14 protein-coding genes are annotated in these 15,160 nt (G+C 65.8%); 10 read left to right on the top strand and 4 right to left on the bottom strand.

Annotated features, from left to right (window positions below; translation table 11 throughout):
* The first annotated feature begins 284 nt into the window (after positions 1 to 284).
* The 10 genes from AC1DYU_RS13585 (at position 285) to AC1DYU_RS13630 (ending at position 10,137) form a co-directional block, all read left to right on the top strand.
* On the top strand, positions 285 to 848 hold the full coding sequence (locus tag AC1DYU_RS13585) for a TRAP transporter small permease (protein ID WP_158482523.1): 564 nt from the start codon (positions 285 to 287) through the stop codon (positions 846 to 848).
* The gene (locus AC1DYU_RS13590; protein ID WP_476792075.1) at positions 845 to 2,128 is read left to right on the top strand and encodes a TRAP transporter large permease subunit; all 1,284 of its coding nucleotides are present in this window, start codon (positions 845 to 847) and stop codon (positions 2,126 to 2,128) included. The genes AC1DYU_RS13585 and AC1DYU_RS13590 overlap by 4 nt, the downstream gene beginning before the upstream one ends.
* A 51-nt stretch (positions 2,129 to 2,179) precedes the next feature.
* Positions 2,180 to 3,175, top strand: a complete 996-nt coding sequence (locus AC1DYU_RS13595; protein WP_476792076.1) for a DctP family TRAP transporter solute-binding subunit — start codon at positions 2,180 to 2,182, stop codon at positions 3,173 to 3,175.
* 102 nt (positions 3,176 to 3,277) lie between these two features.
* A complete protein-coding gene (locus tag AC1DYU_RS13600; RefSeq protein ID WP_476792077.1) occupies positions 3,278 to 4,465 on the top strand; it encodes a CaiB/BaiF CoA transferase family protein in 1,188 nt (395 codons plus the stop codon).
* On the top strand, positions 4,465 to 5,247 hold the full coding sequence (locus AC1DYU_RS13605; RefSeq protein WP_476792078.1) for an enoyl-CoA hydratase: 783 nt from the start codon (positions 4,465 to 4,467) through the stop codon (positions 5,245 to 5,247). The genes AC1DYU_RS13600 and AC1DYU_RS13605 overlap by 1 nt, the downstream gene beginning before the upstream one ends.
* Positions 5,248 to 5,272: 25 nt before the next feature.
* A complete protein-coding gene (locus tag AC1DYU_RS13610) occupies positions 5,273 to 6,172 on the top strand; it encodes an NAD(P)-dependent oxidoreductase (protein ID WP_476792079.1) in 900 nt (299 codons plus the stop codon).
* The gene (locus tag AC1DYU_RS13615) at positions 6,172 to 7,086 is read left to right on the top strand and encodes an amidohydrolase family protein (protein ID WP_476792080.1); all 915 of its coding nucleotides are present in this window, start codon (positions 6,172 to 6,174) and stop codon (positions 7,084 to 7,086) included. The genes AC1DYU_RS13610 and AC1DYU_RS13615 overlap by 1 nt, the downstream gene beginning before the upstream one ends.
* Positions 7,087 to 7,130: 44 nt before the next feature.
* Positions 7,131 to 8,129 carry a TRAP transporter substrate-binding protein gene (locus AC1DYU_RS13620; RefSeq protein ID WP_158482516.1) on the top strand — a complete coding sequence of 333 codons (999 nt, stop codon included), beginning with the start codon at positions 7,131 to 7,133 and terminating at the stop codon, positions 8,127 to 8,129.
* Positions 8,130 to 8,239: 110 nt separating this feature from the next.
* Entirely contained in the window at positions 8,240 to 8,845 is a 606-nt protein-coding gene (locus AC1DYU_RS13625) for a TRAP transporter small permease (RefSeq protein ID WP_476792081.1), read from the top strand.
* Positions 8,846 to 8,862: 17 nt separating this feature from the next.
* Positions 8,863 to 10,137, top strand: a complete 1,275-nt coding sequence (locus tag AC1DYU_RS13630) for a TRAP transporter large permease (RefSeq protein ID WP_158482514.1) — start codon at positions 8,863 to 8,865, stop codon at positions 10,135 to 10,137.
* Positions 10,138 to 10,223: 86 nt separating this feature from the next.
* Here AC1DYU_RS13630 and AC1DYU_RS13635 read toward each other — a convergent pair whose 3' ends face one another.
* The 4 genes from AC1DYU_RS13635 to AC1DYU_RS13650 all read right to left on the bottom strand — a co-directional run bounded on the left by AC1DYU_RS13635 (position 10,224) and on the right by AC1DYU_RS13650 (position 15,149).
* Positions 10,224 to 11,252, bottom strand: coding sequence for a GSCFA domain-containing protein (locus tag AC1DYU_RS13635; protein ID WP_476792082.1), 1,029 nt, complete (start codon positions 11,250 to 11,252; stop codon positions 10,224 to 10,226).
* Between the two features lie 89 nt (positions 11,253 to 11,341).
* Complete coding sequence (locus AC1DYU_RS13640; protein ID WP_476792083.1) at positions 11,342 to 12,802, bottom strand: polysaccharide pyruvyl transferase family protein; 1,461 nt, start codon at positions 12,800 to 12,802, stop codon at positions 11,342 to 11,344.
* Entirely contained in the window at positions 12,799 to 13,974 is a 1,176-nt protein-coding gene (locus AC1DYU_RS13645; RefSeq protein ID WP_476792084.1) for a hypothetical protein, read from the bottom strand. Before AC1DYU_RS13645 ends, AC1DYU_RS13640 begins: the two co-directional genes overlap by 4 nt.
* Positions 13,971 to 15,149 (bottom strand): polysaccharide pyruvyl transferase family protein, encoded by a 1,179-nt coding sequence (locus tag AC1DYU_RS13650; RefSeq protein ID WP_476792085.1) that lies wholly within the window; start codon positions 15,147 to 15,149, stop codon positions 13,971 to 13,973. The genes AC1DYU_RS13645 and AC1DYU_RS13650 overlap by 4 nt, the downstream gene beginning before the upstream one ends.
* Positions 15,150 to 15,160: the final 11 nt, after the last annotated feature.

The following is a 15,160-nucleotide window of genomic DNA, read 5'->3' on the forward strand; positions in this document are numbered from 1 at the left end:
GCATCTCCGGGAATGTAGCCATGGCTGGGCCGGCATTCCGGAGGCACGCTTGACGGCCTCAATTTCTTGCATGCAACTTTTCGTTCGGCACTATGCCAACGCGCCGAACCGCGTTTGACACGCCCTTCGCACGCAGTATGCTGCATACAGATAATCGGGACCGGGCGGTTTAGCGCCACGGCCAGGGAAACGAACGAGGAGAAGGCGATGGTGAAAAACCACGCCCTGCTGGCGCAAAGCCGGCAGCGTCTTCGCATGCGCAGGGATCACCGGCGAGGCGGGCCATGAGCGGCCGTATCCGGGCCGCCCTCCTGCGCAGCGTCGAGAATCTGCTGATCATCGGCTTCGTCGCGATGATCGCGATGGTCTTCGGCAACGTCGTGCTGCGCTACGTCTTCAGCTCCGGTATCACCACGTCCGAAGAAGCCTCACGCATGATCTTCGTCTGGCTGACCTTCGGCGGCGCCTTCCTCGTCGCCAAGGACGGCAACCATCTCGGCATGACCACCGTCGTCGTCATGCTCGGCCGCAATGGCCGCTGGTGGTGCAGGGTCGCCGCCGAAGCGCTGTCGTTGTTTTGCATGGCGCTGCTGGTCGCCGGCTGCTGGCGCCAGAGCGTCATCAACATCGACAATTACGCGCCGGTCACCGGCATTCCGCTCGCCGTGACCTATATCGCCGGGCTGCTCTGCGGGCTCGGCATCGGCGCGCTGAACCTGATCGCCCTGTTCGATCTCGTCACCGGGCGCATGCCGGATTCGGCCCTGGTGATCGGTGCCGATTCCGAGGAGATGGCGGCGTTCGAGGCCAGGCAACGCGAGATCGGGCAGGCGGAGGCGCGCAAGTGACCGTCCTCGTTTTCCTGGGCTCGCTGATCGGCGCCATGGCGCTCGGCGTGCCGATCGCGATCGCGCTCCTGGTCTGCGGCGTCGCGTTGATGCTGCAGCTCGACAGCTTCGACTCGCAGATCCTCGCGCAAAACCTCGTTGGCGGCGCCGATTCCTTCCCGCTAATGGCGGTGCCCTTCTTCATGCTGGCCGGCGAACTGATGAATGCCGGCGGCCTGTCGCGCCGCATCATCGCGCTGGCGGTCACCATGGTCGGCCACGTCAAGGGTGGGCTCGGCTATGTCGCCGTCATCGCGGCCCTGGTCATGGCCTCGATCTCCGGCTCGGCCGTCGCCGACACCGCCGCGCTGGCCGCCATCCTGATCCCGATGATGCGCCAGGCCGGCTACGACATGCCGCGCGCCGGCGGGCTGATCGCGGCCGGCGGCATCATCGCCCCGGTGATCCCGCCCTCGATCGGCTTCGTCGTCTTCGGCGTCGCCGCCGGCGTCTCGATTACGCGGCTCTTTCTGGCCGGCATCGTGCCGGGTATCCTGATGGGACTGGCGCTGGTCATCACCTGGTTCGTCGTCGCCCGCGACGAACCCGTTGCCCGCGCCAGCCGCGCTCGGCCTCGCGAAATCGCGCGCTCGGCGCTCGACGGCATCTGGGCGCTCGGCCTGCCCTTCCTGATCATCGGCGGCATGAAGGCCGGCGCCTTTACCCCGACCGAAGCCGCCGTGGTCGCGGCAGTCTATGCCGGACTGGTCGGCGCCTTCGTCTATGGCGAACTCGGGCTAGCCGATCTGCGCCCGGCGCTGCTGGCCTCGCTCAAGACGTCCGCCGCGGTGATGTTCCTGGTCGCGGCCGCCCTGGTCTCGGCCTGGCTGATCACCATCGCCGACATCCCGGCCCAGGTCGCAAGCCTGCTCGGCCCGCTGATCGAGCACAAGACGCTGGTCATGCTGGCGATGATGGCGCTGGTCGTCGTCGTCGGCACGGCACTCGATTTCATCCCGACCGTGCTGATCCTGACCCCGGTGTTGATGCCGATCGTCAAGCAGGCCGGCATCGACCCGGTCTATTTCGGCGTGATGTTCATCATCAACAACGCCATCGGCCTGCTGACACCGCCAGTCGGCACGGTCCTCAACGTCGTCTGCGCCGTCGGCAACATCTCGATGGACAAGGTCGTTCGCGGCGTCATGCCGTTCCTGCTGTCACAGCTCGCCGTGCTCGCTTTTCTGATCCTGGTGCCGGAGATCGTCACCATTCCCGCGAAATGGTTCTACGGGCGCTAAAATCCGCCCGACATCAGCCCGAAACGGCTCAAAAATCACGAGGAGGACGCCATGACCCTGACCCGCAGAACTGCCCTGAAGGGCGCCGGCGCCGGTATCTCGCTGTTTGCGATCGGCAACCCTGCCTTCGCCCAGGCGGCCCGCCTGCGCTTTGCCCACCCGCATCCGGAATCCGACAGCTGGCACAAGGCGGCACTGCTCCTGGCCGAACGCGTCAAGGCCGGCAGCCAGGGCCGCTACGAGGTTCAGGTGTTCCCCAACGGCGCACTCGGCTCCGACGCGCAGACCATCAGCGCCGTGCGCGGCGGCTCGATCGACATCTGCCTGACCGGCAACCCGTTCTTCACTGGCCTCGCCCCCAAGCTCAACGTGCTCGACCTGCCCTTCCTGTTCCAGAGCCGCAAACACGCGGCGGCCGTGATGGACGGACCCGTAGGCGAGGGACTGCGCCGTGAGCTCGAAGCCTCGAATTTGAAGGCGCTGGCAACCTGGGAGATCGGCTGGCGCAATCTCAGCAACAACCGCCGCCCCGTCGCCACCGCCGCCGACATCAAGGGCCTGAAGATCCGCACCACGCCCAACCCCGCACACATCAGGGCCTTCCAGCTGCTCGGTGCGATACCGACGCCGATGGCCTTCACCGAACTGTTCACGGCATTGGAAACCGGCGCGGTCGACGGCCAGGAGAACCCGGTCACGCTGATTCTGAATGCGAAGTTCTTCGAGGTGCAAAAGCATCTCTCGCTGACGCGTCACGCCTTCACCACCGGCCCTGTCGTGATGAACAAGGCCAAGTTCGACGCCTATCCGGCCGAGATCCAGAAGCTGCTGCTGGGCATCGGCGCGGAACTGGCCGTGACCCAGCGCCAGATGAACGAGGATACGGAAGGGTCGAGCCTGGCCGAGCTGAAGAAGGGCGGCATGCAGGCCGTCGAGACGCCGGACCGTGAGTCCTTCGCCAGGATCGTGACCGCGGAGGTCGAGAAGGACTTCGTCGGCAAGTTCGGCAGCGAAACGCTCGACGCGATCAAGAAGGCTGCCGTCTGATCCGTCCCGCCGCGGCTCGCGGGTAGCGGGCCGCATCGACCACAATGAGATCGCATCCCTCGCACCAGCGAGAGGAAGCGGGAATACCGGAGAATATCGTCCATGGCGCCACCGCTGACAGGTATCAGGGTTCTCGACATATCGCAGGTCATGGCCGGGCCGTTCTGCTGCATGTTGCTGGCCGATATGGGCGCCGACGTCATCAAGATCGAACCGCCGGGGACCGGCGACTCGACGCGCCAGTCGATGGGTTTCCGGATGAAAGGAGAGGACAGTCCTGGCTTCCTCGCGCTCAACCGCAACAAGCGCAGCATCGCGCTCGACCTGAAATCCGACGCCGACCGCGAGGTCCTTTATGCGCTGGTGAAAACGGCGGACGTCCTTGTCGAGAATGCCCGCCCCGGCGTCGCCGGCCGGCTCGGCATGGACTACGCCACGCTGAGCGAAATCAATCCGCGGTTGATCTATGCCAGCATCTCCGGCTTCGGCCAGACCGGGCCGTGGTCTCAGCGTCCGGGTTTCGACCTGATCGCACAGGCAGTCTCCGGCGTGCTCAGTTCGAACGGCTTGCCCGGCATGGAGCCGGCCAAGAACTCGATTCCCGTGGCCGATCTCGGCGCGGGGCTGTTCAGCACCTATGCCATCCTCAGCGCCGTCATCGGCCGTCAGACCACCGGCAAGGGCCAGTATCTCGACGCCTCGCTGTTCGAGGCGGCGCTCGCCCTCTCGGTCTGGGAGACCACGGAACTCTGGGGCACCGGGCGGACGCCCGAGCCGATCGGCTCGGCCAACCGCATGTCGGCGCCGTACCAGGCCGTCGCGGCATCGGATGGCTGGTTCGTCATCGGCGCCGCCAATCAGGGGCTTTGGCTCAAGCTGGTCAGGGTTCTGGGCCGCGAGGACCTGCAGCAGGATGCGCGCTTCTCGACCAATGCCTCCAGGTTGCAGAACCGGCTCGCTCTGATCGATGCGATGGCCCCGACATTTCTGACGCGCACGCGTCGCCAATGGATCGACGGGTTGCTCGAAGCAGGCGTTCCCGCCGACCTGATCCTCGACTACGCCGAGGCCGTCGTCAGCGAGCAGGCCGTGGCGCGCGAGATGGTCAAGATGGTGCCGCATCCGGTCGAGGGCGAGTTCCGCGCCCTGGGTTTCCCGGTCAAGCTCAGCGGAACGCCGCAGGAAATCCGCCTGCCACCACCCTTGCTTGACGAGCATGGTGCCGAATTGCGCGCGGAACTGGTCGGGAAAGGCCTTCTGCCCGGCGCATTGAAGACGGGGACGGCGTGATGAGCGAGCCCCGCGTCACCTATGAGAAGGCGGGCGACATCGCCCATGTCCGCTTCGACAACCCGGCCGCCTATAACGCCCTTACCAGCACGATGTGGCTCCAGCTGAGCGACATCGCCGGCAAGATCACGGAGGATCCTTCCGTGCGGGTCGCCGTGTTCCGCGGCGTGGGCGGCAAGGCCTTCGTGTCGGGCACCGACATATCGGGCTTCGCCAAGTTCACGAGCGGGGCGGACGGCATCGCCTATGAACACAATGGCGATGAATGCATGCGCGCGATCGACGCCATTCCCGTCACCACCATCGCCGTGATCGATGGCTGGGCAGTGGGCGGCGGTCTCAATATCGCAGCGGCCTGCGACTTCAGGATCGCGACGCCCGATGCTCGTTTCGGCTCCCCGATCGGCCGCACGCTCGGCAATTGCCTTTCGCCGCTCAGTCTGGCGCGGATCGGCGGTGCGATCGGCGTGGCGGCGGCGAGGCGCATGGTCCTGCTCGGCGAAATATTCGGCGCGCAGGACCTTATGTCCACCGGCTTCCTGCTGCGCATCGTCGAGCCCGAGGCGATCGACGGCGAGCTCGAAACCCTGTGTCGCCGCGCCGCCGAGAACGCCCCGCTGACGACGCGGGCGACGAAGGAGATCCTGCGGCGCATGGCGTTCGAGGGCCTGCCTGAGGTCGATGACCTGATCGCGCAGGTCTATGGCAGCGACGACTTCAGGCGGGGCGTCAGCGCCTTTCTCGCCAAAACCAAGGCGCTGCCCGCCTGGACAGGGAGGTGACCATGACGCCGAGGGAGCAGCATCCATGACAAAACCCCGCATCGGTTTCATCGGCATCGGCATCATGGGGGAGGCGATGACGCGCCGCCTGCTCGACAAGGGCTATGATGTGACGGTCTGGAATCTCGAGCCCGAGCGGCTCGACACCGTCGTCCCTCACGGCGCCAAGCCCGCCGCCTCGCCGGCCGAAGTCGCTACCGCCAGCGATGTCGTCATGCTCTGCGTGCTGCACATGGCCGCCGTCGAGCGCTGCGTTTTCGCCGAAGACGGCGTCGCCGCGGGCGGTTCCTCGATGAAGCTCATCATCGACCTCTCAACCGCCGATCCGGAGGGAACACGGCAGGCGGCGGCGAAGCTCAAGGCGCTGACCGGAGCCGGCTGGGTCGACGCACCGGTCTCGGGCGGGCCGCAACTCGCCCGCACCGGCGGCATGACCGTGATGGCCGGCGGCTCCGAGGCGGATTTCGCGACAGCGCGGCCGCTGCTGGCCGACATGGCCGGAAACCTCACCTTGATGGGGCCGGTCGGCGCCGGCCAGACCACCAAGATCATCAACCAGGCCATCGTCGGCACCGGCTATGTCGTGATGGCCGAGGCATTGATGCTGGCCGAGGCCGCCGGCATCGACGCCGCCCGCCTGCCGCAATGCCTCGCCGGTGGACATGCGGATTCAAGCCTGCTGCAGCGGCTCTATCCGCAGATGCAAGCCCGCGCCTTCGAGCCGCCGGCGAGCTATGCTCGCCAACTCCTGAAAGATCTCAAGGCGGTCTCGGCCTTCTCGCAAGGGTTGGGACTCGACCTCAAGGTGATCGAGGAGGCGGTGCATCGCTATGCCGACTATGTCGCGCTCGGCCACGAGATGAGCGACTCGGCTGCCGTCGTAAAGCTCTACGAGCACGACGCAGCCTCGCGCGGGCGCGGCTGATGGCAAGCACGCCGCACAAGCCGAAGGCAGTGATCGACGCGCATCACCATGTCTGGGATCTCGACCGCAACCGCCATCCCTGGCTCAGCGACGAGCCGCCGATCCCGTTCCGTTATGGCGACTACTCCGCCATCCGCCAAAACTACATGCCCGCCGACTACCGCCGCGACACCGTTGGCTGGCCGGTGACGGGCTCCGTCTACATCGAGGCGGAATGGGAACGCGGCAACGCGCTCGGCGAGAGCCGCTGGATCGCGAGCGTCGCCGCCGAGCACGGCTTGCCCTCGGCCGTGGTCGCCTGGTGCGACCTGGCCGACCCCGGGGCGGCCGAGCTTCTCGCCGCCCATGCAGCGATCCCGATCGTGCGCGGCATCCGCCACAAGCCCGCCGCTGCGGCGAGCGCAAGCGAGGCCAGGCGCGGCCAGCCCGGTTCGATGGACGACCCCGCCTGGCGCGAGGGCTATGCCCATCTCGCCGGCAACGGCCTGAGCTACGACCTGCAGACGCCGTGGTGGCATCTCGACGCCACAGCCGAACTGGCGCGCGACGTGCCCGAAACGCAGATCATCATCAACCACACCGCCTTGCCCGCCGACCGCAGCCCCGAAGCGCTGTCGGCCTGGCGCCGTGCGCTCGAAACCGCGGCCGCGCAACCCAACATCGCGCTCAAGATTTCCGGCATCGGCCTGCCCGGCATCCCCTGGGCGCAGGTCGGCAACGGGCCGATCATCCGCGAAGCCATCGCGATCTTCGGCGTCGAGCGGGCGATGTTCGCCAGCAATTTCCCCGTCGACAGCCTGGTCGGCGATTTCGACACGATCTTCTCAGGCTTCCTCGCCGCCACGGCCGACCGGTCCGAAGAAGACCGGGAGCGCCTGTTCCACGACAACGCAGCGAGGCTCTACCGGCTCTGACACGGGGCCGTTCGACAATCACAAAAACAAAACGGGAGGATATCATGAAGAAGCGCGATGCCTTGAAGATGCTGGCCCTCGGCCTCGGCCTGTCCGTCGGTCTCGGCCTGCAGGCGCAGGCGCAGGTGACGATCCGCTACGCCCATGTCGGCTCGGAAGGCGATATCCAGTACTGGTACGCCGAGGAATTCGCCAAGCGAGTCAACCAGCGTACGGAAGGGCGGGTCAAGGTCCAGGTCTTCCCGAACTCGCAGCTTGGCGGCGCGCAGGAGACCGTCGATGGCGTCCGTAGCGGCGCAATCCCGCTGGCGCATCACGAATTCGCCTCGCTCGCCCGGCTGAGCCCGGACATCGCCGTCTTCGCCGCGCCCTTCGCCTATCGCGACGGCACGCATGCCATGAATGCGACCGACCCGGCGAAGTCCGAGGTGATGAAGGAGCTTTCCGACAAGCTCGTCTCATCCGCCAATATCCGCATCATCGGCCGGCTTTATCGCGGCGCGCGCCAGATGACCGCGAAGATGGCGGTCTATTCGCCGGCCGACCTCAAAGACAAGCGCTTCCGCGGCGTGCCGCTGCAGCTCTGGACCACGATGATCAAGGGCATGGGCGCCATCCCGACCCCGGTCGAGGTCGGCGAACTGCCAACCGCGCTGATGACCGGCATGGTGATCGGTCAGGAGAACCCGCTGACCATGATCAACGCCAACAAGCTCTATGAGGTGCAGACGCATGTCATGCTGACCAGCCACATGCAGAACGTACTGCCGGTCTTCATCAACGAGCGCACCTGGCAGTCGATCCCCGAGAAGGACCGCGCCATCATCTCGGCCACGGCCGCCGAAATCGGCGAGGAGACGCTGAAGCTCGGCAACGAGGCCGAGACCAAGCTGATCGACGAGCTTAAGAAGAAGGGCATGAAGTTCGTCACCGAGGCCGACGGCCTCAAGGTAGAGGACTTCCGCAAGGCCGTCGGCGCCCAGGTCCGCACCGATTTCCCGACATGGGGCCCGTATATCGAGCGCATTGCCGCCGTGAAGTGAGGCTTTCGGCCTCCTGACGACCGGGCGGCCTCGCGCCGCCCGGTCCGCTCCCGGCGCCGCGCCTGCGTTCGGGAGATTTCATTTGATCCGTCGCCCGCGAGACCTGTCCCATGCATGCCGAGACCCTCATCCCCGACGCCCCCGTTGCGTCGATCGCCGTCGACAGCCGGACCTATGCGATCGACCGCGCGATGGAGCCGCTGCGCTGGGTCTTTCGCTGGGGCAGCCTCGTCATGCTGGTCGCGATGGTCGTCCTGCCCTTCCTCCAGGTGGTCGCGCGCGAGATCGTCGGCTCGCCACTTATCGGGGCCGAGGAACTCGCCCGCTTCATGCTGATCTGCACGGTTTTCATCGCCCTGCCCTATGTCGCGGCGGGCGGCGCCAATATCCGCATGGAAGAGATTCTTTCTCTCTGCCCGAAACGCTTCGTGCGCAGCGTCAAGCTCGTCACAGCGATCGTCGCCATCGCGACCTTCGCGACTGCCGCCGTCGCCAGCCTGATCGCGATCACCAGCAATCTCGACAATGCGACGCCGACACTGGGCATGCCCTATTGGCTCTTCCTCGGCGCCGCCTTCGTCAGCTTCACCATGACCACGGTCGAATGCGTGATCCAGCTCGTGAAGGTGCTGCAGGACAAGCCGCTCTACATCAGCTTCTCTCAGGAGATGGAGCCCGAGGAAGAGCTCGACCTGCCGCCCGAAATGAAGATCTGAGCGAGCGGAGCGCACCCATGTCCTTCGTCGTCATCCTCGCCTTCGTCACCTTCTTCATCCTCGGCTTCCCGGTCGTCGTGGCCATCGCCGTCCCGGCGCTGCTTTATGTCTTCTTTGCCGGCTTCCCGATGGAGCTGATCGCGCAGCGCATGACCTATGCGCTCGACTCGTTCCCGCTCGTCGCCGTGCCGGTCTTCATCTTCGTCGGCAGCCTGATGAACCAGAGCGGCATCACCAGCGACATCTACCGCTTCGCCCATACGGTGGCCGGTCGCGTGCCCGGCGGGCTGGCGCAGGTCAATGTCATCGGCTCGCTGATCTTCTCGGGCACGTCTGGAGCCGCGCTTGCCGATATCGGCGGGCTCGGGCGCATCGAGATCCGCGCCATGGTCAATGCCGGCTTCACCCGCGCCTATGCTGCCGCGATCACCGGAGCCTCCGCCGTCGTCGGGCCAATCTTTCCGCCCTCGATCCCGATCATCATCTATGGCTCGGTCACGAGCGTCTCGATCGTGCAGCTGCTGGTCGCGGGCATCATGCCGGCTCTGCTCTATGTCGCGCTGCTGATGGCGACCGTCGCCTGGCTGGCGCATCGCCATGGCCATCCTCGCTCGAAGACCTGGCCGAGCTTCCGCGAAATCTGGTCGACCTTCCTGCCCGCGGCGCCGGCGCTGTTCACACCGATCCTGCTGGTCGGCGGCATGCTGCTCGGCGTCTTCACGCCGACGGAAGCCGCGTCAGTCACCGTCGCCTACATCCTGCTGATCACCTTCGTGTTCTATGGCGGCATGAGCTGGGCGCGCCTGCGCTTCGCGCTGTTCGACACGGTCAAGACCACATCGGCCGTGCTGATCATCGTCTCGGCGGCGGCGCTGTTCGGCTGGATCCTGACGATCGAGCAATTGCCGCAGACCTTCACCCGTACGATCCTGTCGCTCTCGACCGACCCGCTCGTCCTGCTGCTGATCGTCAACGCGCTTTTGCTGGTCGTCGGCATGTTCCTGGATTCGACCACGGCGACGCTGCTGGTCGCACCGCTCGTTACTGCGCCGCTGGTGCTGGCCGGCGTCGACCCAGTCCATCTCGGCATCATCTTCATCTTCAACCTGATGATCGGCCTGCTGACGCCGCCGATGGGGTTAGCGCTGTTCCTGCTGGCGGATATCGCCAAGGCGCCCATGCCGGCGATCTTCAAGGCGTTGCTGCCCTTCTACATTCCCCTGTTCGGAGCGCTCGCCATCATCACTTTCTTCCCGGAGCTGACGCTCTGGCTGCCGAAAATGCTGCGGTAGTTCGACTCGCGGCCGTTGCTGCACCAGGCTGCGCGCGGCCAGAGCCGACGGTCGCCCCGATCGCGCATCGGCGATCGGGGCAGTCCTCAGGCCGCCTTCGTCTCCGCCGCCTCGCTGAAATAGCTGCGCTCGAACGTGGTCATGACGGCTGCCACCATGTCGCGGGCGACATGGAGCTGGTCCTCCTGAAAGGCGAGCGCGCGCGGCGAATTCAGCACGATCTCGTAGCTCGGGAAGTAGTCGACGAAATCGAAGCGCCGGTAGAGCTCTTCCGCGACCGCGCGCAGGACCGATTTCGAACCGCTATTGGCGACGATGACGTCGGCATCCTTGAAGGTTGCACCCAGCGGCACCGGCGAGACAGTGACGACGAAGCGCATCTCCGGATGGCAATGCGTGCGGATCATTTCGATGATCGACAGCATGTCCTTGAGCGTCTCGTCGTAACCGTAGTCGATGAAGCGAAAGCGCTCCGGCATGCGCGCCAGCCAGGCCGGCCCGGGATGGGCGTTCATGGCGAGGCCGGTCTCGGAATCGAGCCAGGTTTCGGTCAGGCCCAATGTGAAGAAGCAGATGCGCGCCTGCTTGATCGTGGCGGTCGCCGCTGTCAGGCGCTGGCGATTGGCAAAGGCGGTCTCGCGGTCGAGCAGCCGCAGGCCGCTCGCATGCGGATCGAACCACTGATCCGGCGCGAGCTCGATCAGGCCGTCATCCGGATAGGTCTCGTCGAGCAGAACGCGCCTAAGCTCATGCGTCATCGAGCGCACCGAATATTTGTTCAGCGCACCCCGGCTCAATTCGCCGCCGGCCGCGCCGCCGCCGCGCCCGGTCGTGGTGTTCCAAGTCTCGAAATGCTCGGCTGGCACGCCATGCCCCTTGGTGACCAGCTGGAGGCCGCGCATCATCAGCACGTTCTCGACCTCGCGGGCGAAGCACGACCCCATGGTGAAGATCGGCCAGGACGGGTCGATCTGGAATTTCGGGCGATGATCGACGTCGAGGAAGCTGCCCGTCGTCAGCCGATCCTTGGCCATGGCCTTGCCGGACATCCAGCCGCGCACCGGATTGGCACGCATGATCGAGAGCGCGGTGCCTGCGTCGTATTCGATCCTCATCATCTTCTCCTGCGCTATGGCCGCTGGCGCTGCGCCGGGGCCCCCTCGGTTGTGTCGGCGGAGCAGCGCGCCGCCAGCGTGGCTTGGCCTCACATCCGGTGCGGAATCCCGTTCTTGTCGAGAAAGCCGCTCATCCGGTCGTAGGATTGGGCATAGGACTTCGAAAGCGCGTTCAAGGCCGATTCCTGATAGACCGCGCGCCAGCCGCCCTCGGCCAGCGCGGCTTCCGGCACGACGGGAATCTTCAGCGTCTCGGCGAGTTCCTGGCTGCGCGTGTCATAGGCAACGAGGACGCCGGGCACGCCATGTGCCACCGCCGGCAGCACGCCGTGGACGCGATAGCCGACCGCGAGGTCTTGCCCCCGGGCGAACGCGTCGTAGCGCTCGACATCGAAGAAGCTGAAAAGCTTGCGCTCGTAGATCTCGCGCATCCGTGCATCGTCGGGCCCGTCCCACCAGCCGGAATGGACGAACTCGGCCACCGCCTTGGCCTTGGCGGCCTCGTCGCGCAGGAAGAAGGCCTTCTCCTCCTGCTCGCCATGCGAGGACATCACCATCTCGCTCTGGCTGTCGACCTTGAGCAACGCCTGGCGCTGGTTGCGCAGATAGGCCTCCGGATTGGCGGTATAGCTTGAGTCGAATTCGCGGCGCAGGCTGAAGGCCACCTTGCGGATCTCGCGCTGGTCGGGAACCTTGATGGCGAGATCGCGCTGGCGTGTCCGGAAGATCGAAGGGCAGCCGACGACATCGACATTCCCGACGCCGTTACGCCGCAGCGTCTCGGCGCTGAAGGCGCCGCGCACACCGATCGAGGCGCAGCGGTCACCGACGAGCTGCCAGAAGCGCTTCGAGCCATCAGGCAGATCGATGGCGCGGTTCTGGCTGGCCTGGGCACCGACACCGATCGCGTAGACCGGCAGCTTGACCCGTTCCAGCACCTCGATGGCGCGGAACCATTCCATCTTTTCGTGGATGAAGTTCGAGCCGCGCACGAAGACATAGTCGAACTCGCTGGCGTAGCGCTCGATGTCGGCCTCGGTCGGATTCATGATCTTCATCGGCTCCAGATGCGCGTAGCGCAGGAGCTTCAGCGTCGAGTCGTAGACGATCATGTCGCCGATGTTGAAATAGTCGGAGAGCAGCTTCTCCATCGGTGCGCGATACCAGCGCACCTTGTCGTGATCGTAGACCTCGCCTGCCGGATAGATCACCAGCGCCCGAAGCGTCTTCGTGATGGAAAGCGGCCGCAGATGCGAGCCTGGCGCCAGAAGCCCGGTCGCGGCATCGGCGACGGCGATCGCATGCGGGCGCCCGTCCGCCAGTTTTGGCAGCGGGATGGTCAGTTCGGCCACGGTCGCGTCGCCGGGAACCAGCGCGCTGGGATGGATCGTGGCGTAGTCCTGCCCGTCGAGCAGGAGGCGCAGCGCCGGCCAGCCGCTGCCCGCAGCGCGGCTGACGGATATGACGACCTCGCCCGTGGTCGCGCGCAGGATTTTCAGGGCCTGCCCCACTGAGGCGGCGGCGGCGAGATCGCGGACTGGCGCGTTCATGGTGTCTCCTTCACGATCCGGATCCTGATCCGGACGAGGTCGCGCTGGGGCCCGATCTTGCAGTCGGACACCCGTATCTTCGTCATGAATAGGAAGGGCTCGCTGCCCGTCGTTTCGAAATTGCGCGAAGTCGAGGCCGGGTCGGCGATCGCCCCATAGGCGTAGCGCGTCCGGTCGCCGCAATCCTTGCTCCACATCGTCGGGTGCGTGACGAGCGTTCGCAGCGGCGTCCAGCTCAGCAGATCGCGCGACCAGCTATAGGCGACGCGCCCGCCCTCGATGCCCTCGCGTGGATCGGGGCCGAGATGGAAGATGGCGAGCCAGAGCCCGCTGGCCTCATGCCGTGTCACCGACCCCACCGTCGTCGGCAGCTGCTTCAGGGGCTGGCAGGGCTTCGCCTGTGCGGCGTCCTCGCGATAGGGATCGACCGCGCGCAGGGAAAAATCCTGTCCGTCATAGGCCCGCCATGACGTCGGATCCTCGATCTGTGTGGTCTGGAACAGGCAGACGCCGGGCTTTTGGCCCTCGCCGCCGGTCGTCTGGATCAGCGTGTACCAGGCCCCGTCCTGCATAACGATGTTGGAGGGGTTGAAGAAGCCGCGATGCCGCCCCTGCCCGACCTCCTGCCGGAAGGCGGGGGCGGCGACCAACGATGGTGGCTGGGTTGGGGTGAAGCTGCGCCCGCCATCGCGCGAGCGCGCCGCCGTCACGACATTGTACCAGCAGCTCATCGCTTCCTTGAACCGGCAGGCGCCGGCATGCTCGTTGGCGTGATACTCGTCATGCATCAGGGCGAAGACGTCGCGGCCATTGCCCGTCCAGGTCGCGCCAATCCAGCTGAAATCGCTGTAGGCGCTGGGGTCGGCGCTATGCCGGCCCTCGAAGGAGACCGCACACGACGTCGCGATCCGCTCCAGCCCACGGCCGATCATCGCGCGACTGCGGTGGTGGCTCGCAAAGGCGACGACCTCGTTGCGGTCATCCCGGTAGGCCCGCAAGGGCGCATCGGGGATATGCCACTGCTCGCAGCGCTGGCTGGACCAGTCGAACACCGTCTCCTCGACGGCGTCGGGCGCGATCTCGACGCGATAGGCAGGGACCTGCGCGGTAGCCGCCGCCGATACCAGCAGTGCCGCGGGCAGCCCCGGCAGCCATGTCCGACGCGACCTCATGCGACCTTGCGCTCCGGCGCGGCCGCGCGCTTGATCATCTTGTTGTCGACGCGGTTCTCGGCCAGGAAATCCTGCATCGCCGCATAGACTTGGCCATGTGCGGTGTTGAAGCGGTCGAAGCGCGCCTGGTCCCAATACTCCTCCAGCCGGAATTCCTGGCCCGAGAAGACGTCGAAGCTCGGGATCCTGAAGGTCTCCGCGAACTCGACCGTACGGCTGTCATAGGTGAAGTAGATCGACGGCGTGCCGTTGGCGAGCGCCATCAGATTGCCATGGAGCCGATAGCCGAGCACGAGGTCGAGCCGGCGCACAAGCTGTTCATAGTCAGCGACGACATCGGAGTAGAACATCCGGTTGCGGTAGAGCCGCTCCATCTCGTCATCGAGATACCATTCATTGGCCCAGCCGTTCTGGCGCAGCGCGGCGATGGCCTCCTCCTTCTGGGCTGCGGTCCCGAGCGCGAGCTTCTTCTCCTCGGCCTCGCCCTGCGCCATCAGCGTCACGTCAAACCGGCCCGCCATCGCCTTGACGAGGTCGCGATGGAAGGTGAGGTAGCGTTTGATGTCCTGCGCATAGGTGGTCGAGACCTCGCGCCGCAGCGTCACGCCCGCAGTCCTGACCTGGTCGAGCGGCGGCAGCTTGATCGCGAGATCGGGATCATTGGCGCGAAATGCCGTCGGGCAGCCGATGATGCGGACATTCTTGATGCCGAGTCCGGCAAGCACATCGGCGGAATAGGCGCCGCGCACCCCGACCGAAGCGGTCGAATCCGCGATCAGCCGCAGCACCGTCTTCGTATCCTGGCTCAGTTCGAGCTTGCCGCTGACCGGCGCCTGGGCCCCGATGCCGAAGGCGATGACCGGGATTTTCAACCGGCGCAGCACGTCGGGCGCCTGCCCCCACTCCATCTCGGAGTGCACATAGTTCGAGCCGCGCAGGAAGACGTAGTCGTATTCGGCGTTCGCCAGGTCGATCGCGGTGGCATCGACCTGCTCGATCGGCAGCACGTCGAGCTGATCGAAATTCAGAAGCTTGAGCGAGGAATCGAAGACGAAGGCGTCGCCGATATTGTGATAGTGGTCGATATGCTCAGCGAGATTGGCATAGTCGTACCAGCGCACATTGTCGTGGTCGTAGACTTCCCCTGAGGGGCTGATGACGAGGATGCGGGCCATGTTCGTTTTCT

The sequence above is a fragment of the Allobosea sp. P2_B12 genome (assembly GCF_056404835.1).